This window comes from Devosia sp. P2_G7, assembly GCF_056403495.1.
This window is the reverse complement of the sequence record NZ_JBFUFI010000007.1, coordinates 74,549-92,050: the sequence shown is the minus strand read 5'-3', so window position 1 is coordinate 92,050 and position 17,502 is coordinate 74,549. Positions and strand designations below refer to the sequence as shown.

General features: G+C 65.4%; 20 protein-coding genes and 2 tRNA genes. 16 read left to right on the top strand and 6 right to left on the bottom strand.

What is annotated here, in order from left to right:
• The first annotated feature begins 153 nt into the window (after positions 1–153).
• Complete coding sequence (locus tag AC1DWU_RS13150; protein WP_477150437.1) at positions 154–1,122, top strand: response regulator; 969 nt, start codon at positions 154–156, stop codon at positions 1,120–1,122.
• 122 nt (positions 1,123–1,244) lie between these two features.
• Here AC1DWU_RS13150 and AC1DWU_RS13145 read toward each other — a convergent pair.
• Positions 1,245–1,319, bottom strand: a tRNA-Thr gene (locus AC1DWU_RS13145).
• Between the two features lie 428 nt (positions 1,320–1,747).
• On the opposite strand from AC1DWU_RS13145, the gene murA reads away from it, so the two are divergent.
• From murA to yacG, 8 genes are all read left to right on the top strand, one after another.
• Positions 1,748–3,034: a UDP-N-acetylglucosamine 1-carboxyvinyltransferase gene (gene murA, locus AC1DWU_RS13140; protein WP_477150436.1), complete on the top strand. Its 1,287-nt coding sequence runs from the start codon at positions 1,748–1,750 to the stop codon at positions 3,032–3,034.
• Between the two features lie 119 nt (positions 3,035–3,153).
• Positions 3,154–3,582, top strand: coding sequence for a DUF2948 family protein (locus AC1DWU_RS13135; protein ID WP_477150435.1), 429 nt, complete (start codon positions 3,154–3,156; stop codon positions 3,580–3,582).
• Complete coding sequence (gene hisD, locus AC1DWU_RS13130; RefSeq protein WP_477150434.1) at positions 3,582–4,874, top strand: histidinol dehydrogenase; 1,293 nt, start codon at positions 3,582–3,584, stop codon at positions 4,872–4,874. The genes AC1DWU_RS13135 and hisD overlap by 1 nt, the downstream gene beginning before the upstream one ends.
• Positions 4,875–5,840: a UPF0262 family protein gene (locus AC1DWU_RS13125; protein WP_477150433.1), complete on the top strand. Its 966-nt coding sequence runs from the start codon at positions 4,875–4,877 to the stop codon at positions 5,838–5,840.
• 200 nt (positions 5,841–6,040) lie between these two features.
• Positions 6,041–6,259, top strand: a complete 219-nt coding sequence (gene infA / locus AC1DWU_RS13120; protein WP_055048078.1) for a translation initiation factor IF-1 — start codon at positions 6,041–6,043, stop codon at positions 6,257–6,259.
• Between the two features lie 49 nt (positions 6,260–6,308).
• Complete coding sequence (gene infA / locus AC1DWU_RS13115; protein WP_035082742.1) at positions 6,309–6,527, top strand: translation initiation factor IF-1; 219 nt, start codon at positions 6,309–6,311, stop codon at positions 6,525–6,527.
• An 8-nt stretch (positions 6,528–6,535) separates the two neighbouring features.
• A complete protein-coding gene (locus tag AC1DWU_RS13110) occupies positions 6,536–7,174 on the top strand; it encodes a Maf-like protein (RefSeq protein ID WP_477150432.1) in 639 nt (212 codons plus the stop codon).
• Position 7,175: 1 nt separating this feature from the next.
• Positions 7,176–7,388 (top strand): DNA gyrase inhibitor YacG, encoded by a 213-nt coding sequence (gene yacG / locus AC1DWU_RS13105; protein ID WP_477150431.1) that lies wholly within the window; start codon positions 7,176–7,178, stop codon positions 7,386–7,388.
• 224 nt (positions 7,389–7,612) lie between these two features.
• On the opposite strand, the gene AC1DWU_RS13100 is transcribed toward yacG, so the two are convergent.
• Together AC1DWU_RS13100 and AC1DWU_RS13095 are read right to left on the bottom strand one after the other, a co-directional pair.
• On the bottom strand, positions 7,613–7,969 hold the full coding sequence (locus AC1DWU_RS13100; RefSeq protein WP_477150430.1) for an endonuclease domain-containing protein: 357 nt from the start codon (positions 7,967–7,969) through the stop codon (positions 7,613–7,615).
• A 115-nt stretch (positions 7,970–8,084) separates the two neighbouring features.
• Complete coding sequence (locus AC1DWU_RS13095) at positions 8,085–8,846, bottom strand: SDR family NAD(P)-dependent oxidoreductase (protein WP_477150429.1); 762 nt, start codon at positions 8,844–8,846, stop codon at positions 8,085–8,087.
• Between the two features lie 192 nt (positions 8,847–9,038).
• Between AC1DWU_RS13095 and AC1DWU_RS13090 the strand changes: the two genes are divergently transcribed.
• Together AC1DWU_RS13090 and AC1DWU_RS13085 are read left to right on the top strand one after the other, a co-directional pair.
• The gene (locus tag AC1DWU_RS13090; RefSeq protein WP_477150428.1) at positions 9,039–10,874 is read left to right on the top strand and encodes an MFS transporter; all 1,836 of its coding nucleotides are present in this window, start codon (positions 9,039–9,041) and stop codon (positions 10,872–10,874) included.
• 132 nt (positions 10,875–11,006) lie between these two features.
• Positions 11,007–11,082, top strand: a tRNA-Phe gene (locus AC1DWU_RS13085).
• 227 nt (positions 11,083–11,309) lie between these two features.
• Here the strand turns inward: AC1DWU_RS13085 and AC1DWU_RS13080 are convergent.
• Positions 11,310–11,510, bottom strand: coding sequence for a hypothetical protein (locus tag AC1DWU_RS13080; protein ID WP_477150427.1), 201 nt, complete (start codon positions 11,508–11,510; stop codon positions 11,310–11,312).
• Between the two features lie 215 nt (positions 11,511–11,725).
• Between AC1DWU_RS13080 and coaBC the strand changes: the two genes are divergently transcribed.
• The 3 genes from coaBC to AC1DWU_RS13065 all read left to right on the top strand — a co-directional run bounded on the left by coaBC (position 11,726) and on the right by AC1DWU_RS13065 (position 14,400).
• Positions 11,726–12,937 (top strand): bifunctional phosphopantothenoylcysteine decarboxylase/phosphopantothenate--cysteine ligase CoaBC, encoded by a 1,212-nt coding sequence (gene coaBC, locus AC1DWU_RS13075; RefSeq protein ID WP_477150426.1) that lies wholly within the window; start codon positions 11,726–11,728, stop codon positions 12,935–12,937.
• Positions 12,934–13,881, top strand: coding sequence for a type I pantothenate kinase (gene coaA / locus AC1DWU_RS13070; RefSeq protein ID WP_477150425.1), 948 nt, complete (start codon positions 12,934–12,936; stop codon positions 13,879–13,881). The genes coaBC and coaA overlap by 4 nt, the downstream gene beginning before the upstream one ends.
• A 72-nt stretch (positions 13,882–13,953) precedes the next feature.
• A complete protein-coding gene (locus AC1DWU_RS13065) occupies positions 13,954–14,400 on the top strand; it encodes a cyclic nucleotide-binding domain-containing protein (RefSeq protein WP_477150424.1) in 447 nt (148 codons plus the stop codon).
• A gap of 10 nt (positions 14,401–14,410) precedes the next feature.
• On the opposite strand, the gene AC1DWU_RS13060 is transcribed toward AC1DWU_RS13065, so the two are convergent.
• Both AC1DWU_RS13060 and AC1DWU_RS13055 read right to left on the bottom strand, forming a co-directional pair.
• Entirely contained in the window at positions 14,411–15,016 is a 606-nt protein-coding gene (locus AC1DWU_RS13060) for a helix-turn-helix transcriptional regulator (protein ID WP_477150423.1), read from the bottom strand.
• The gene (locus tag AC1DWU_RS13055) at positions 14,964–15,827 is read right to left on the bottom strand and encodes a S1C family serine protease (RefSeq protein WP_477150422.1); all 864 of its coding nucleotides are present in this window, start codon (positions 15,825–15,827) and stop codon (positions 14,964–14,966) included. The genes AC1DWU_RS13060 and AC1DWU_RS13055 overlap by 53 nt, the downstream gene beginning before the upstream one ends.
• 132 nt (positions 15,828–15,959) lie before the next feature.
• Here AC1DWU_RS13055 and AC1DWU_RS13050 point away from each other — a divergent pair, with 132 nt between their 5' ends.
• Together AC1DWU_RS13050 and AC1DWU_RS13045 are read left to right on the top strand one after the other, a co-directional pair.
• A complete protein-coding gene (locus tag AC1DWU_RS13050) occupies positions 15,960–16,919 on the top strand; it encodes a S1C family serine protease (protein ID WP_477150421.1) in 960 nt (319 codons plus the stop codon).
• Between the two features lie 208 nt (positions 16,920–17,127).
• Positions 17,128–17,502, top strand: coding sequence for a cupin domain-containing protein (locus AC1DWU_RS13045; protein ID WP_477150420.1), 375 nt, complete (start codon positions 17,128–17,130; stop codon positions 17,500–17,502).

Genomic DNA, 17,502 nt, shown 5'->3' with positions numbered 1-17,502 from the left:
CTAGCGGCGGGATTGACCGGCATAGCTTGATCACAACTTTACTATTCGACGACGGCCACGTTTCCGTCTGTAGCCGGATAGGCTACCTTGGTCTCCAGCAGGCACCCATTTGGTGCGCCAACTGCAAGAAGTAGAACGAGTGGATAGGTAATATTGACTAGTCTTGACCTTCAGAGTGGGGCCAAGCGTAGTCCGGTGCGGCAGGAACACGCTGCGGTTGCGCGAGACAAGTCGGCGCGCGCCGAGCGGTTTCGTATTGCCGCGGAGCTGCACGACGGCATCCTTCAGGAGCTTACAGCTGCCGACTTTGCGTTGAAGGTGCTGCTTGATGCCGCCGAGCCGGGCGCGAAGCCGGCGATCGAGCGCGCACGTGGCATTCTTCGCGAACAACACGGTCTGCTCCGCCACTACGTCACCAGCCTCCGCGAGGGACTAGATCCACCAGGCGCAGAAGCGGGCGCGAAGATAGCGACAGTGGTCATCGCCGACGACCACCCAATCGTACTCAAGGGCCTGTCGGCACTCATTGATGGGGACGCTGACTTTCGCGTAGTTGCAACCTGCGCGGACGGCGCGCTGGCGCTCGAAGCCATCGGCGCGAGCGCACCCGATATCGCTGTCCTGGATCTCAACATGCCCGGGCGCTCGGGCCTCGAGGTTCTCCAGGAGTTGCGCGAGCGGGCATTGCCCACCCGCGCAGTGATCCTCGCGGCGTCCGCGAGTGATGCTGAAATCTACGATCTGTTGGCCGCCGGCGCCGCCGGCCTTGTTTTCAAGGAAAGCGCAACGGAAAGCCTGCTCCACTGCCTTCATGTCGTTACCGCCGGCGGCCGATGGCTGCCGGTCGAGCGTACGGACGCCGCGGCACTGCGCGAGGCGACGCGCCGAAAGGTGTGGAAAGAGCTCTCGCTGCTGCTGACGTCGCGCGAGATGGAGATCGTCCAGTTGGTGTTGTCGGGTGAAAGCAACAAGAACCTGGCGTTCCGGCTCAAGGTCTCGGAAGGAACCGCCAAGGTTCACCTCCACAACATCTTCCGCAAGCTCGGCGTCGGCTCGCGCTCCGAGCTACTAAGCCTCGCCGGCGGACAGGCCAGCAAAGGAAACGACCACCCGCACGGCTAGTCGGAGCTTGGGCGCGGCGCGGCCGATTCACCGTTGCGCATCGCTCCTCGGACAGCGTGCGGCAGATGCGGGCACAACCCCGGAGAGCGGACGTAGTGGTGTGCTACTGATGCTTGGAAAGATGGTGCTGCAAGAGAGGATTGAACTCTCGACCTCTCCCTTACCAAGGGAGTGCTCTACCACTGAGCTACTGCAGCTAACGCTGAGGCCGGGTGGCGAGGCCCCCGGCGGCGTGGGGCGGTTACTGCCACAGGGCTTGGCACCGCGCAAGCGCAAAAAAGCTTGCAAACGGGGTACAGCCTTGATCGGTGGTTGCTGGTAGATTTGGTGCACCGTGCGACACGGCGTTTCTGGTTCGCCGCGCCGATGGTGGATATGGGCGCCGACGAAACAAGGACTTGCATGTCGGAGAGCAGGACGGGGCGGGAGCAGAGATCGGCCGCCAAGCTTCGGGAGAACCTGAAGCGGCGGAAGGAACAGGCGCGGGCTCGGTCGGCAACTGCCGGTAGACAGGAATCGGTCAGGACATCGCCTGAGGACGCGGAGGTGGGGGATGCGTTGAAGCCGGGGCGTGACTCGGATAGCTAGGGCAAGGGGCAGAACGCCTCGCAGTCGGGAAGTACACATGGATCGCATTCGTCTGGTCGGGGGCAACGAGCTGAGGGGCGAAATCCCTATCTCGGGCGCAAAGAACGCGGCCCTGCCGCTGATGATCGCCTCGCTGCTGACCAAGGACCCGCTGGTACTCGAGAACGTGCCGCGGCTGGCGGACGTCAACCAGCTCGAGAAGATCCTCGAAAACCACGGCGTCGATATCGCCGTGCATGGCCGCAAGGCGCCGACGCTGGATGGCCAGCGGATGACGCTGCAGGCCGCCGAGATCGTCGACACCACGGCGCCGTACGAGCTGGTTTCGACCATGCGGGCGAGCTTCTGGGTGATCGGGCCGCTGCTGGCGCGGGCGCACGAGGCGCGGGTGTCGCTGCCCGGTGGTTGCGCCATTGGCACGCGGCCGGTGGACCTGTTCCTGCAAGGACTCAAGGAACTCGGGGCCGAGATCGACATCGACGAGGGTTACGTCGTCGCGCGGGCGCCGAAGGGCGGGTTGCGCGGGGCGCGCGTGGTGTTCCCCAAGGTGACTGTGGGCGCAACGCACGTGCTGCTGATGGCGGCGACGCTGGCCAAGGGCACGACGGTGCTCGAAAACGCGGCGATGGAGCCTGAGATCAGCGATCTCGCCGAGTGCCTCGTGAAGATGGGCGCCAAGATTTCCGGGATCGGCACGCGCACGCTGACCATCGAGGGCGTGGGTGAGCTGCATGGCGCGACCCACGCCGTTGTGGCAGACCGGATCGAGACCGGCACCTATGCAATGGCGGCCGCGATGACCGGCGGCGACGTGCTGCTGAAGCATGCGCGGGCCGAGCATCTGCAGGCAGCGCTCGATACGCTGGGCCAGGCCGGGGTGCACATTTCATCAGAGGCGAACGGCATCCGCGTGCGTCGCAACGGCAACGGGATCCAGGCGGTGCATGCCGAGACCCAGCCGTTCCCGGGCTTTCCGACTGACCTCCAGGCGCAGTTCATGGCGCTGATGACCATGGCGGACGGCACCTCGCAGATCCGCGAGACGATCTTCGAGAACCGCTACATGCATGTGGCAGAGCTGGCGCGGTTCGGCGCCGATATCAAGGTCGATGGCCAGGTGGCGACGGTGACCGGCGTGCCGCGGCTCAAGGGCGCTCAGGTGATGGCGACGGACCTTCGCGCCTCGGTGTCGCTGGTGATCGCGGGGCTGGCGGCGCGCGGCGAGACGGTGGTGAACCGGATCTACCACCTCGATCGCGGGTTCGAGCGGCTCGAGGACAAGCTGAGCGCCGTGGGCGCGGAGATCGAGCGGGTTACCGGCTGATTTTGCGGTTCGGGCGGCGATCCGGCGCAAGCTGCATTGCCCCCTGCCCGCTTAGCTTGTAGATCGTCTTCCGGGCCCCCACTTGCTGGTCAACTTCACCGTTTCCGGACCCCCTAGATATGACCGATCTCAAGCTTCTGGCGCTTGATAGCGAAGACCTCGACGTGATTTCGGCGACCACGCAGGACGCCATCGTGCGCGTCGGCGACATGGGTTACGCCAAGGCCGACAAGCGTTTCGCGCTGCTGATGAACCGCTACGCCTGGGAAGACGGCGCTGGTGCCAAGGCCGGGGTGCGAAAGCGCGCGGCGCTGCATTTCGACCGGGTGACCGGGGTCAAGGTGGCGGGGATCGATACCAATTCGGTCGAGGGCGCGCTGGAATTGCTGACCATCCGGTTCACCGAAAGCGAAGCGCCAAGTGGCTGGGTTGACTTGGCTTTTGCCGGTGGCGGGACGGTTCGGCTGGAGGTGGAGGTGCTGGAGGCGCGGCTGCAGGACCTGGGGTCGGCCTGGGCGGCGAAGGCCAAGCCAGAGCACGCTTCCTGATGCCGGTAAGGCTTGATAGCCGCGATGCCGGCTTTGCTAAATCCTTTGAAACGCTGCTGAATTCGAAGCGGGAAGCTTCGGAGGAAGTGGGTAGCGCGGTTGCCGCGATCCTTGCCGATGTGAAGGCGCGGGGCGATGCGGCGGTGATCGAATACACCGAGCGGTTCGACAAACCGGCTGCAAATCTATGGTCTATCCGCGTCACGGACGAGGAAATAGCCAACGCTAGTGCACGAACTTCTGCCGATGTTCTGTCGGCGCTGACGGTGGCGCATGAGCGTATCCGCGCGCACCACGAAAAGCAGAAGCCACTCGACCACATCTACCAGGATCACCTCGGGGTGACGCTGGGGACGATCTGGACGCCAGTGGAAGCGGTGGGCATCTATGTGCCGGGCGGCACGGCGGCCTATCCGTCGTCGGTGCTGATGAACGCGGTGCCGGCCAAGGTCGCCGGCGCGAGCCGCATCGCCATGGTGGTGCCGATGCCGGGCGGCGAGGCGAACGACGCGGTGCTCGCGGCGGCGAAGATTGCCGGGGTGACCGAGATCTACCGGATCGGCGGGGCGCAGGCGATCGGGGCACTGGCGTATGGCACAGAGACGATCCCGGCGGTGTCGAAGATCGTCGGACCGGGCAATGCGTATGTCGCGGCGGCAAAGCGCCAGGTGTTCGGCACGGTGGGCATCGACATGATCGCCGGGCCCTCGGAAGTGTTGGTCATTGCCGACTCGTCGGCCAACCCGGCCTGGGTGGCGGCGGACATGCTGGCGCAGGCCGAACACGGCGGCGGGGCGCAGGCGATCCTCATTACCACCGACCACAAGTTGGCGGACCTGGTCGAGGACGAGGTATGGCGCCAGATCGAACTGCTACCGCGGGCCGAGATCACGCGCGCAGGCTGGGAAGAGTTCGGTGCGGTGATCACCGTGGCCTCGATGGCGGAAGCGGTGGAGCTGGCGAACCGCATCGCCTCGGAGCACGTCGAGCTCGCGGTCGACGATCCGCAGGCGCTGCTGCCCAAGATTCGCAATGCTGGTGCGATTTTTCTCGGGCATCACACGCCCGAGGCGATCGGCGATTATGTGGGCGGTTCGAACCACGTGCTGCCGACGGCCCGCTCGGCGCGCTATGCGTCGGGGCTGGGGGTGCTGGATTTCATGAAGCGTACGTCGGTGCTGCAATGCGACCCGGCCTCGTTGGCGGAACTGGCGCCGGCGGCGCGGACCCTGGCCCAGACGGAAGGGCTCGAGGCGCACGCGCGCTCGATATCGATAAGGCTCAATCGGTAGATGGCGCTCTCGCCGCGACAGTTCGATCCCAAGAGCGATCGTATCGTCGCCGTGACCCTCGATCCCAACACGATCACCTCGGTCGATCCCGACGAGGTGCATGAATGGCGCATCGCCATCTACGACCTAGTCGAGGAGAACGTCTTCGCCCCGGCGCGGGTGAAGGCGACGGGGCCATATGCGCTGCACGTCTCGATCGTCAGCAACTATATCGTGCTCGATGTGCGCAACCCGGACACCTACGAGCCGATCGCGGCGCACTATTTGTCGCTGACGCCGTTCCGCCGGCTGATCCGCGACTATTTCCGCATCCGCGAGAGCTATTACGACGCGATCAAGACTGGCTCGACCTACCAGATCGAAACCGTCGACATGGCGCGGCGCGGACTGCACAACGATGCGGCGGAGCTGCTGCGCACCCGGCTCGACAACAAGCTGGAGATGGACCTCAACACGGCAAGGCGCCTCTTCACGCTGATCTGCGCGGTGCAGCCGTTTGCCAGCCGGATCGATGAGCGCGAGTCGACGCTGCCGACGGTGCTGTTCGTCTGCTCGATGAACTCGGTGCGCTCGCCGATCGCTGCGGCGCTGGCGCGGCGGTTCTTCCCCGGGCGGCTGATCGTGCGCTCAGCTGGCGTTCGCTCGGGCAAGGCAGATGGGTTCGTGCACGAGGTGATGGAAGAGATCGGCGTCGACATGAGCGTCCACACCCCGCACACCATGGACGAGCTGGTGGCCAACCATTTCGACCTGGTGATCACGCTGTCCAACGATGCGCCGGAAGCGGTGGAGCGGCGTGGGCTGGAGATGGGTGCGATCGAGCATTGGCCGATGCCGGACCCCACGGAGACGGAGGGGAACCGTGAGGCGGTGCTGAGTGCGTACCGCACGTTGAGGGATACGCTACAGCAGCGGGTGCGGGAGCGGCTGGAGAAGCTGGTGGCAGCGCCGACCAAGGCGGCTTGAGCTCTGCCCTTGCCCTCTCCCCTTGTGGGAGAAGGTAGGAGGCGGCCTACTTCTCAAATCCAGCGCGCTGCACCATATGAACATAGCATCGCCACCCACGGGTGGTTCACAAACCGGGCGGCATCCAGTATAGGTGGCGCCCAATTCAAGCCCCCGACATTGTCAGTATCGTGTTTCGCGGGGCCGTCTCAGGAGAGAGAATGGCTAAGGAAGAAGTGCTCGAATTTCCGGGCGTGATCACGGAACTGCTGCCCAACGCGACCTTTCGGGTGAAGCTGGAGAACGAGCACGAGATCATCGCCCATACGGCCGGGCGGCTGCGCAAGAACCGCATCCGCGTGCTTGCCGGCGACAAAGTGCTGGTTGAAATGACCCCCTACGACCTGACCAAGGGCCGGATCAACTACCGCTTCAGGTAAGTTCGGGAGCGCGGCGGCAGAGCCATCGCGCGCCTCCGATGGAGACAGTATGGCCAAGGAAGAAGTGCTCGAGTTTCCGGGGGTGGTAACGGAACTGCTGCCCAACGCGACCTTTCGGGTAAAACTCGAAAACGAGCACGAGATCATCGCCCATACTGCCGGCCGCATGCGCAAGAATCGTATCCGCGTGCTGGCGGGCGACAAGGTGTTGTGCGAAATGACACCTTACGATCTGACCAAGGGCCGGATCACGTACCGCTTCAAATAGGGCACTCCATGGCCAGCCGTCCCGAGCTCATTCTCGCGTCCGCATCGCCGCGACGCCTAGCGTTGCTGAACCAGATCGGCATCGAGCCCGAGCATCTGGTGCCGGCGCATATCGATGAGACGCCCGAAAAGGGCGAGCTGCCCCGCAAGCTGGCGCAGCGTCTCGCCGACCAGAAGGCGATCACCGCGCAGCATAAGGCCAAGAGCACCGGAATCGCCGGCAATGCGCTGGTGCTGGCTGCCGACACGGTGGTGGCCGTGGGCCGCCGTATCCTGCCCAAGGCCGAGACGATGGAAGAAGCCTCCGAGTGCCTGCGCGTGCTTTCGGGCCGCTCGCACCGGGTGTTCACCGCCGTCACCATGCTGACGCCGTCGGGCCAGATGCGCAAACGCCTGGTCGAGACGCGCATTCGCTTCAAGCGGCTGTCGGCGCGCGAAATCGAAAGCTACCTCGCAAGCGCCGAGTGGCGCGACAAGGCGGGTGGATACGCCATCCAGGGCATTGCCGGGGCGTTCGTGCTGAAGCTGCAGGGTTCGTACTCGGCCGTGGTTGGCCTTCCGCTCAACGAGACGGTGGGGCTGCTGGCGGGCGAGGGCTATCCGGTGCACTTCAACTGGCTCAACCAGTCGAGCCTGACGGCGGTCTGAGATGACCGCCGAAATCATCAAGCTGAAGCCGACGCGGCCCTGCCCGATCTGCGGCAAGCCGTCGAGCCAGCAGCACCATCCGTTCTGTTCCGGGCGCTGCCAGGATATCGACCTCAATCGCTGGCTCAGCGGGAGCTATGTGATTCCGGCGGAGCCGGTTGAGGTGGATGAGGAGGACGGGGTGGTGACGCAGGATGATGGGGATGAGGAGTAGGCGCTGGGTGCCTGGCCTCGACATCCCGATCCCCTCTCTTGCGATTTCTAAGGCTTAGCGAAGGGCTAAGCCCAAGAAATCGCTTTCTCCCCCGCAAAGGGGGGAGATGAACAGTGCCCTCCATCTGCGTTGGAGTATCAGTCGGGACTCTCCCCCTTGGCGGGGGAGAAAGCGAAAACTTGGGCTTAGCGCAGCTAAGTCCTTAGTTTTCGCAAGAGAGGGGGTCAGCGGTCTCTCATCTCGAGCACGATTCTCAGTTTCTCGAAGACGCCCTCGGGGTTCTGCAGGACTTCATTGTTCCAGATGCGAAGGGTCCGGAAGCCGGTTGTCCGGAAGTGTTCGTCGCGGAGTTGATCTGTTGCGGAGCCGGCGTGCTGGCTGCCGTCGAGTTCAATGATCAGGCGCGCCTCGAAACAGACGAAATCGAGGATGTAGCCGTCGAGGGGGACCTGGCGTTTGAACTTGAGGCCATCGAGTTGGCCGGCGCGGAGGAGCGACCAGAGCTTGCGCTCGGCATCGGTGCCGTTGGTGCGGAGGGATTTGGCGAAGGCGCGGTGCGGAGGTGGGACTGGCTGGCGCATGCTTCACGACCCCCTCTCTTGCGATTTCTAAGGCTTAGCCAAACGGCTAAACCTTAGAAACGCTTTCTCCCCCGCCAAGGGGGAGATGACGACTGATGGTTCGGCGCGTCCTGCCCTATGGCATCAGTTGCCCGCCGTTCACGTCGATGATCTGCCCCGTGATGTAGCCAGACATCGAGTCCGAGGCCAGGAACACGTACGCGCCCACACAGTCCTCAGCGGTGCCCAGCCGTTGCATCGGGATTTGGGCGGCGGCGGTGTCTTTCACCGATTGCGGGGTCTTGTCGTGGAACGGGGTGATGATGAAGCCCGGGGCGACGACGTTGACGCGGATGTGGTCGGGGGCGAATTCGCGGGCGGCGTTGCGGGTGATGGAGTGCACGGCGGCCTTGGCCGAGGCATAGACCGACGAGCCGGCGAAGCCGCCGAAGCGGCCGGCGATCGAGCCGGTGTTGATGATGGAGCCGCCGCCGGCTGCCTTCAAATGCGGGTAGGCCGCCTTCGTCACGGCCAGCACCGAGCGCACGTTGAGGTTATACACCTGCTCGTACATGGTCTCATCGAACCCGGCATTGGTGACGCGATCGAGGATGGCGCCTGCATTGTTGATGAGGATATCGAGCCCGCCAAGCCCAGCGACCGCATCGGTGACGATTTTTGCGGCGGAGGCGGAGTTGCTGACGTCGCCGATGACCACCGCGGCCTTGCCGCCCGCAGCGCGGATTTCGGCGGCGACGGCCTCGGCGGCTTCGGCGTTCTTGTTGCCATGCACTGCCACCGCGACGCCCAGCCGGCCGAGCTCACGCGCCACCGCGGCGCCGATACCCGTCGACGAGCCGGTCACCAGCACGCGCTTCCCCTTGAGATCTTCCAGCATCTTCTTCCTCCAAAAACGTCGCGAGAGACTAAGCATCACCGGCCGGAGCGCAAGGCCGCAAACAACGGTGCATTGCGCATCACCAAACCGCAGGCACGTCAGCGATGCTGCTGTAACTGTCATCAAATCGTCGCAACAGTCGCTCTGCACCGGTCCGTGGGGGGCCGGCCTGCTGGTCCTGAGGGGGAACCAATGGCTACTGCAGACACGGCCGTAACGTCAGGCCGAGGGTCCGGCCTGACGAAGGACGAACGATTCGTCATCGTCGCGTCGTCGACCGGCACGATTTTCGAGTGGTACGACTTCTATCTCTACGCCACGCTGGCGCCGTTCTTCGCGGCGCTGTTCTTCCCACCCGGCAACGAAACGGCAGCGCTGTTGTCGGCGTTTGCAACCTATGCGGCGGGCTTCCTGGTCCGGCCGTTCGGGGCGCTGTTCTTCGGCCGGATCGGCGACCTTGTCGGCCGCAAGTACACCTTCCTCATCACCGTGCTGGTGATGGGTATTTCCACCTTCGCGGTCGGCCTGTTGCCGACCTACGCGACCATTGGATGGGCGGCGCCGATCCTGCTCGTGCTGCTGCGGCTGCTGCAGGGCCTGGCGCTTGGCGGCGAGTATGGCGGGGCGGCGACCTATGTGGCCGAGCACTCGCAGCCCGGCCGGCGCGGCTATGCGACCAGCTGGATCCAGACCACGGCGACGCTGGGCTTCTTCCTGTCGCTGCTGGTGATCGGGCTGTCGCGCACGTCGATGCCCACTGCGGTATTCGCGGATTGGGGCTGGCGTATCCCGTTCCTCGTTTCGGTGGTGCTGCTCGGCTATTCGGTGTGGGTGCGGCTGAAGCTCAACGAATCCCCGATCTTCAAGAAGATGAAGGAAGAGGGCAAAGGCTCGAAATCGCCCCTGACCGACAGCTTCCTCAAATATCCCAACAACAAGCTGGTGCTGCTGGCGCTCCTGGGGGCAACCGCCGGCCAGGGCGTGGTGTGGTATACGGGGCAGTTCTACGCGCTGTTCTTCATCAACATCACCCAGCAGGTCGACTACCTCACGACCTACATGCTGGTCGGCCTCGCGCTGCTGCTCGGCACGCCGTTCTTCGTGTTCTTCGGCTCGCTCAGCGACCGGATCGGGCGGCTCTACATCATCCTCGCGGGGTGCCTGATCGCGGCGCTGAGCTATTTCACCCTGTTCGGGTGGCTGGCGCAGGCGGTGAACCCGGCGCTCTACGAATACCAGCAGAAGACCACGATCGAAGTGGCGGCCGACCCGGCGCAGTGCCACTTCAACGTGTTCGTGTTCCCGGGCACGGTGTTCGGCGATTGCGACCGCGGCAAGGACCTGCTCACCAAGGGTGGACTGAGCTTCAACTCGGTGGCGCTGCCGGCAGGGTCGCCCGCGACGCTGACGATCAACGGCACCACGGTGACCGGGTTCACGGCGCCGAGCTGGAACCAGGCGCTGATCGACTCGGGCTATCCGAACCTCAAGGCGACACCGTCGACGATCGCGATCTCGCCCGAGCAGGCAGCGGCCATTGCCCAGGCGCAGGCCGACAAGAAGCCGGCTGATGCGATTGCTGCGCTCAATGCGGCACGGATGGCGGCGGATCCGGCGGCCAAGAAGCTGGCCACGGTGACGGCCGTGCCGGCGGTGGACGCCGCTGCGACCTCGGTGGATGTGATCGAGTACACGACGGTGCCGGCGGATACGTCGCGCATCAACTGGTGGATGGCCATCGGGGTGCTGTGGATCATGGTGATCTTCGTGACCATGGTGTACGGGCCGATCGCCGCATACCTGGTAGAGCTGTTCCCGACCAAGATCCGCTACACCTCGATGTCGCTGCCGTACCACATCGGCAATGGCTGGTTCGGCGGGCTGCTGCCGCTGGTGGCAACGGCGATGGTGGCGGCCGCAGGCAACATCTATTTCGGCCTGTGGTTCCCGATCGTCGTGGCGCTAATGACGGTGGTAGTGGGCGGGATTTTCCTCCGCGACACCAAGGGACGCGACCTCGCCGAGTAGCGGCAAGGCCAATCCGGAAGGGCCCCGCGCGGGCCCTTCCACAAGCTGCGGGGCAACCGGCAAAACCCGCTTGCACACCCCGGCAATGCCCCCTATAAACCGCCCGACTTAGCGCCCTCGGGCGCCACGGTTGCCCGGGTAGCTCAGTTGGTAGAGCAGCGGATTGAAAATCCGCGTGTCACTGGTTCGATTCCGGTCCCGGGCACCACTTTTCCATTCCATTTCTGTCGTTCCAGCGGGATGCCCGCAGCGAAGGCTCGCGACCCGGCGAGCTACATCGCAAGCGGCCGGGCACTGTTCGTGCCGACGCACACCATGTGGAAACAGACAGCCGGTCGAGCGGCGAACGCGGGTCCGCTCTAGGCTTGGCACCGAGGTGCTGCCGATCGTGGAGCGGATGAGTAGAGGATCACCGCTCGAGCGGGCTCGTGCGGGTCAGCCGCCGAATGCGAGGGACTGGTTACCGTACGTGGTAACCATGGGCACCTTCTTGGGTGCCGGCACGGTGTACTCGACGGTCTTGGTTTTCACCTTGCCGTCTTTATCGAGGTAGGCGACTTCCTTGGTAAGGACCTGGCCTGTGCTCGCGCAGCCGGCGACCAGAGCCGTCAGGCAAACAACCATAATAATCTTCATTCTAAGCGCACCTATAGCGTCCTTGCAGCATGTCCTGAGCCTCCAATGGCCGGATCAAAGCACGGAATACCGCCCGTTGAAAGGCGCGGTGGAACTCCCGCTCTTATTGCCCGGTCGCCCCTGAAGCAAGCATGCCAGCCTCGTCCTTTGACGGGTAGGAGTTCGCTGTCACATCGTGTAGACGGCTAGCGGTCTCATGATGCGGTGGCTTGGCCATGAAGCTTCAGAATCGACGGGTGCTGCTGATGATCGGCGGCGGGATCGCGGCCTACAAGGCGCTGGAGGTCATCCGGCGGTTGCGGGATGAGGGCGCGCGGGTGCGCTGCGTGATGACCGCGGCGGCGGCCGAGTTCGTGACGCCGCTGTCGGTGGGGACGCTGAGCGCGGACCGGGTGTTTTCCAATCTGTTCGACCGCAATGACGAGCACGATGTCGGCCATATCCGGTTGTCGCGCGAGGCCGACCTGATCGTGGTGGCACCGGCGACGGCGGACCTAATGGCGAAGCTGGCGACGGGCGCGGCGAGCGATCTGGCGAGCGCGGTGCTGCTGGCGTCGGACAAGCCGGTGTTGATGGCGCCGGCGATGAACCCGCGGATGTGGGCGCATCCGGCGACGCGGGGGAACCGGGCGACGCTGCTGGCGGATGGGGTGGAGTTTGTCGGGCCTAATGCGGGGGCGATGGCGGAGGCCGGCGAAGCTGGCGAGGGGCGGATGGCTGAACCGCACGAGATCGTCGCCGCGGTGGTGGCTCGGCTCGGGGGTGTGGGGCCACTGGCGGGCCGGAAATTCATCGTGACGTCGGGGCCGACGCATGAGCCGATCGATCCGGTGCGCTACATCGCCAATCGCTCGTCGGGGAAGCAGGGGCATGCGATTGCCGCGGCGCTGGCGAAGCTGGGGGCCGAGGTGCGGCTGGTGAGTGGGCCGGTGGCCGTGGCTGATCCGGCCGGAGTGAGCACGACGCATGTCGAGACGGCGCGCGAGATGCTGGCAGCGGTGGAGAGCGCCCTGCCCGCCGATGGCGCGGTGTTCGTTGCGGCGGTGGCGGACTGGCGGGTCGACAGCGTTGCGACGGACAAGATCAAGAAGCAGCCGGGCGGCGGTGGGGCGCCGAGCCTCAGCATGGTGGAAAACCCCGATATCCTCGCGACGATCGGACATCATGTGCGCCGGCCGGCGGTCGTCGTGGGGTTTGCCGCCGAGACGCAGGATGTGGTGGCGAACGGACTGGCGAAGCTCGGCCGCAAGGGCGCCGACATCATCGTTGCCAATGATGTTTCGGCGGCCGGCGGCGCGATGGGCGGGGACCGGAACCGGGTAACGCTGCTGACGAGCGACGGCGCGGAGGCGTGGCCGGAGATGGACAAGCAGCAGGTAGCGGAGCGCCTGGCAGAGGTGATCGCCGAACGGCTCAAGGGCGCATGACCAAATCCGCCGAGCTCTCGCCCTATCATCACTTCACCAAGGCGGAATGGGTTGCTCTGCGAGACGGCGAGCCGATGACGCTAAGCGCCGACGACGTGGTGCGGCTCAGGGCGTTGTCCGACCCGATCTCGCTGGCGGAAGCAGAGCAGGTCTACCTGCCGCTGACGCGACTGCTGTCGCTATACGTCGAGGCGATCCAGGGGCTGCACCGAGTATCCTCGCGCTTTCTCAACACGGACGGTCGCAAAGTGCCGTTCATCATCGGCGTCGCCGGATCGGTGGCGGTGGGGAAATCGACGACGGCGCGCATCCTCCGCGCGCTGCTGCAGCGCTGGCCGTCGAGCCCCAAGGTTGATCTCGTCACCACCGACGGGTTCCTGCACCCCAATGCGGTGCTGAACGAACGCGGCTTGATGCGTCGCAAGGGGTTTCCCGAAAGCTTCGATCGGGGACGGCTGGTCTCCTTCCTGGCGGAGGTGAAATCCGGTGCGCCTGCGCTCGAGGTGCCGATCTACTCGCACCTCGTCTATGACGTTGTGCCGGGCGAGCACATCGTGGTGGACCAGCCCGATATCCTGATCGTCGAGGGACTCAACATCCTGCAGCCGGGGCTGCCCGGAAAGGCCGGCGCGCCGATCCTCTACGCATCGGATTTCCTAGATTTCTCGATCTACATCGACGCCGACGCGGGTGACCTCGAGGCCTGGTATCTTGAGCGGTTCTTCCGGCTCAGGGAGACCGCGTTCCGCAACCCGGCGTCGTTCTTCAAGCGCTATGCCGACATGAGCGAAGAGGAAGCGGGCAAGTTCGGGCTCGACAACTGGCGCTCGATCAACCTGCCCAACCTCGTCGAGAATATCGAGCCGACCCGATCGCGCGCCGACCTGATCCTCCGCAAGGGCAGCGATCATCTGGTGGAGGACGTGCGGTTGCGGTTGGTCTAGCTCACAATGGCACTTCATGGCGCGAGCGGGACGCGCTAGGCTTCCCGCTGCCCTGATCACGTGGGGATGACAATGGCCAGCCTGCTTACCCTCACCTATTCCTCGCCGACGCTCGATGTTGCCCGCGGTGAAGAGCTCGTCACCCAGGGCATGCCCGGGCGCGATCTCTATGTACTGGAAAGCGGCAAGTTCGTGGTCGAGCGCGATGGTGTCGAGATCGCGACGATCGAGCACTCGGATGCGATGATCGGCGAGATGTCGGTGCTGCTCGGTAGGCCCCACAGCGCCACGGTGCGGGCCGAACGCGACAGCAAGGTGCGGGTGGTGCGGGATGCGATGCGCATTCTCGAGAAGCACCCTGAGCTGGCGCTGCGGATCGCCATGCTGCAGAGCCAGCGGCTCGATGCCACTTCGGCACTGCTGGTGCAGCTCAACGGCGAAACCGCGGACAAGCCGAGCGAACAGACCTTGATCGGGCGGATCTTCTCGACGCTGATGGCGCCGCCCAAGCCGCACTGACGGCCGGTCGCTAGATCGCGACCAGGCCTTCGCGCAGGATGATCGAGACCGCGTCGGCGCGGTTGCGGGCGTGGAGCTTTTCAAGGATCGCGGTGACGTGGAACTTGGCCGTGTGCACCGAGATATCGAGCGCGCGCGCGATGACCTTGTTCGAGGCGCCATCGACCAGCAGTTCAGCGACCTGGCGCTCGCGCTGGCTGAGGCGCGGCAGCAGCGAGGCGGGAAGGCGCTGGTTGTCGGCACGCTCGACGGTTTCGCGCTCCAGCGCATAACCGGCGCCAATGAGGGTTGCAGCGGCGAGGATCAGGCCGGGATCCAGGCTATCGATGGCGTTGCGGCGCGCTTCGTCTGCGCCAATGCGCAGCACGCGATGCGGGCCGGTGACGCCGCCCAGCGACGTCGGGCGATCGGTAATGGTGACGGCCGCCTCTACCGCGTCCGCTTCGTATAGGTCGTGGCGACCGGCGATCAGCGTGCGAAGCACCTGTTCGAGGGCCGGATCGGTGAGATCGAACGCGACGCCGAGGACCAGTCCGCCAAGGACGGACTGGGCGACCGGGCCCTCAGTTTCGAGGGCGCTCGCCGATGTTGATCTCGAGTTCCAATGCACTGCCACCGCGTAGCACTCCCAAGCTGATATTCGTCCCGACGGTGCCGGTGCTCAAACGATCGGCGACGTCGCCGACGGAATGCACCTGGTCACCACCCCATGTGGTGATTATGTCGCCAACAAGGAAGCCCCCGCGTGCAGCAGGACTATCCGGCTCGAGGCCGACGACGATGGCGCCGCCGTCCTTGCCGAGCGGATGGAGGCTGACGCCGAGCCAGCCGCGCGGGATATAGCCCTTTTCGCTGAGGGTGGCGACGGCACGGGCGATGGTCGCGGCGGGGATGGCAAGGGTGCGGCGGCGGGCGCCGGTGACCGCCATGCCGATGAGGCTGCCATCCGGCGCGACGACCGCGCCGCCCTCGCTGCGGGTCGAAAGGCGGAGACCGAGAGTGATGCGCGCATCGATGTCGCCACCGCGCATGCTGCGCCAGGCGGGGCCAACCTCGGTGACGGAAGCAAGGCCGGAGAGGACGGAGTGTTCGCCACGGCCGACGAGCACGGCGAGCGAGCCGGGCTCGGGCTGCGCAGCCTGCGTCCAGTCGGGGAATTCACCGGTCTCGAACTTCAGCAGCACCACGTCGGTGGTGGCGTCGCGGCCGGCGATCTGGGCCGAGACGACGCTGCCGTCGGCCTTCAGAACGGCGACTTCGTCCTCGGCTTCCAGCGCCTCGTCGGCGGTGATGGCGAGGCCGGTGCGCCAGATGAAGCCCGAGAGTTCGCGGCCATCGCGGCCCTGGATGGCGATGATACGGGGAGCGATTGACGCAGTGAGAGCTGCAAGGGAGGCGGAAAGCGCCTGGAGTTCGGGGAAGGACATGTGAGTGGCCTTGTTGCGATGTTGCCGAAAATCTGCGCCCGGACCGGCCGGCTCGAAAGCTCCCCATATGGGCAGGATCGCCGCGCTGGCTCGCGAAACCCACATTAGCGGGACGAAATCCGGAGTATTCCGATGCCGCAAGCCCTGCCCTTTCCCACCCCCGACCAGCGCCTGCTCGATGTCTATTCGCTCACTGTGTCCGAAGTCGCCGAGGCGGTCGGACCGGCAGTGGGCATGGTGACGACCGACGGCAAGGGACATGGCTCGGGCGTAGTGCTGTCGCAGGACGGGCTGGTGGTGACCAACTCGCACGTGGTGGGCAACCACAAGGACGTGCACGTCGCGCTGCCCGATGGTCACCGGCTGGCCGGGCGAGTGCTGGGGGCGGATCCGGATACCGATCTCGCTATCCTCAAAGTCGACGGCAGCGCTCTGCCGATCGCGGCGCTGGGGGATAGCGGCAGCCTGAAGCGCGGGCACATCGCGATCGCCATCGGCAATCCGCTGGGATTCGAGTCCACCGTTACAGCGGGCGTGATCTCGGCGCTGGGGCGGAGCTTGAGGTCGCCCTCGGGGCGACCGATCGAGGATGTGATTCAGACGGATGCGGCGCTGAACCCGGGGAACTCGGGTGGCGCGCTGGTCTCGAGCCTTGGCGAGGTGGTTGGCATCAGCACTGCGATGATCGCTGGCGCGCAGGGCATCTGCTTTGCGGTGGCGAGCAACACGGTGAAGCTGGTGCTAGGCGAAGTGCTGCAGCACGGCGAAGTGCGGCGGGCTTATCTGGGCGTTGCCGCCGATACGGTGAACCTGCCGCGGCGAGTTGCGGATGCGGCGCATGTCGGCAGCCGCACCGGCGCGGTGCTGCACTCGATTGTCGAGGGCGGGCCGGCGGCGCGGGCCGGAGTGCGCGAGGGCGATGTGCTCTTGAGCCTCGATGGGCGGCCAGTGGAAGGCCCGGGGCCGCTGCTGCGGATGCTGACGGCGGACGCTATCGGGCGGCGGGTGCGGCTGCAGGTGCTGCGGCAGGGGCGGCTGCTGGAACTGGATGCCGTGCTGACGCAGCGGCCGAGTGGGCCGGAGGCGCGGTAGGGACGCCCCTCCACCGGCGTCATTCCCGCGAAGGCGGGAACCTAGTGCGATCTCTCAACAACCGTGGAAGCTGAGGCGTCCCACTGGGTCCCCGCCTTCGCGGGGATGACGGCGGTGGGTGGGGATGGAAGAACCAAGCGCCAGCCCGACCGTCTTGCTGCTGTGACTACCGTTCAATACGGTGGGCGGAGTGGCGGAGGACAGTAGAATGGCGGCTGAGTGCAAGGTTATTCGTGGCGGCCTGGGCTTTCACGGCAAGCAGGGGCTCGATTACTTCGCCGGCGTTTCGGCGGAGTCGGCGGGCGCCAAGGGCATTTGCATGCACATGGCCGTGCTCCCGCCGGGGGCCGAGGCGAAGCCGCACTATCACGAGGCGCACGAGACGGCGATCTTCCAGATCGAGGGCTCGACGTCGTTCCGGCATGGGCCGAACCTCGAGTTCACCGATGTGGTCAACGAGGGCGACTACGTCTACATCCCCGCCGGCGTGCCGCACCAGCCGTTCAACCCGACCAGCAAGATGGCGCGAGCGCTGATCGCGCGAACCGACCCCAACGAGCAGGAAAGCGTGGTGCTGATCTAG

What these genes read in the sequence shown, in the direction of transcription:
- infA (WP_035082742.1), top strand. Translation starts at nt 6,309, where the DNA reads ATGGCCAAGGAAGAAGTGCTCGAGTTTCCGGGGGTGGTAACGGAACTG.
- AC1DWU_RS13065 (WP_477150424.1), top strand. Translation starts at nt 13,954, where the DNA reads ATGGCCAGCCTGCTTACCCTCACCTATTCCTCGCCGACGCTCGATGTT.
- AC1DWU_RS13135 (WP_477150435.1), top strand. Translation starts at nt 3,154, where the DNA reads ATGACCGATCTCAAGCTTCTGGCGCTTGATAGCGAAGACCTCGACGTG.
- infA (WP_055048078.1), top strand. Translation starts at nt 6,041, where the DNA reads ATGGCTAAGGAAGAAGTGCTCGAATTTCCGGGCGTGATCACGGAACTG.
- murA (WP_477150436.1), top strand. Translation starts at nt 1,748, where the DNA reads ATGGATCGCATTCGTCTGGTCGGGGGCAACGAGCTGAGGGGCGAAATC.
- AC1DWU_RS13055 (WP_477150422.1), bottom strand. Translation starts at nt 15,827, where the DNA reads ATGTCCTTCCCCGAACTCCAGGCGCTTTCCGCCTCCCTTGCAGCTCTC.
- AC1DWU_RS13110 (WP_477150432.1), top strand. Translation starts at nt 6,536, where the DNA reads ATGGCCAGCCGTCCCGAGCTCATTCTCGCGTCCGCATCGCCGCGACGC.
- AC1DWU_RS13045 (WP_477150420.1), top strand. Translation starts at nt 17,128, where the DNA reads ATGGCGGCTGAGTGCAAGGTTATTCGTGGCGGCCTGGGCTTTCACGGC.
- AC1DWU_RS13125 (WP_477150433.1), top strand. Translation starts at nt 4,875, where the DNA reads ATGGCGCTCTCGCCGCGACAGTTCGATCCCAAGAGCGATCGTATCGTC.
- coaBC (WP_477150426.1), top strand. Translation starts at nt 11,726, where the DNA reads ATGAAGCTTCAGAATCGACGGGTGCTGCTGATGATCGGCGGCGGGATC.
- AC1DWU_RS13100 (WP_477150430.1), bottom strand. Translation starts at nt 7,969, where the DNA reads ATGCGCCAGCCAGTCCCACCTCCGCACCGCGCCTTCGCCAAATCCCTC.
- hisD (WP_477150434.1), top strand. Translation starts at nt 3,582, where the DNA reads ATGCCGGTAAGGCTTGATAGCCGCGATGCCGGCTTTGCTAAATCCTTT.
- AC1DWU_RS13080 (WP_477150427.1), bottom strand. Translation starts at nt 11,510, where the DNA reads ATGAAGATTATTATGGTTGTTTGCCTGACGGCTCTGGTCGCCGGCTGC.
- coaA (WP_477150425.1), top strand. Translation starts at nt 12,934, where the DNA reads ATGACCAAATCCGCCGAGCTCTCGCCCTATCATCACTTCACCAAGGCG.
- AC1DWU_RS13050 (WP_477150421.1), top strand. Translation starts at nt 15,960, where the DNA reads ATGCCGCAAGCCCTGCCCTTTCCCACCCCCGACCAGCGCCTGCTCGAT.
- AC1DWU_RS13090 (WP_477150428.1), top strand. Translation starts at nt 9,039, where the DNA reads ATGGCTACTGCAGACACGGCCGTAACGTCAGGCCGAGGGTCCGGCCTG.
- AC1DWU_RS13095 (WP_477150429.1), bottom strand. Translation starts at nt 8,846, where the DNA reads ATGCTGGAAGATCTCAAGGGGAAGCGCGTGCTGGTGACCGGCTCGTCG.
- yacG (WP_477150431.1), top strand. Translation starts at nt 7,176, where the DNA reads ATGACCGCCGAAATCATCAAGCTGAAGCCGACGCGGCCCTGCCCGATC.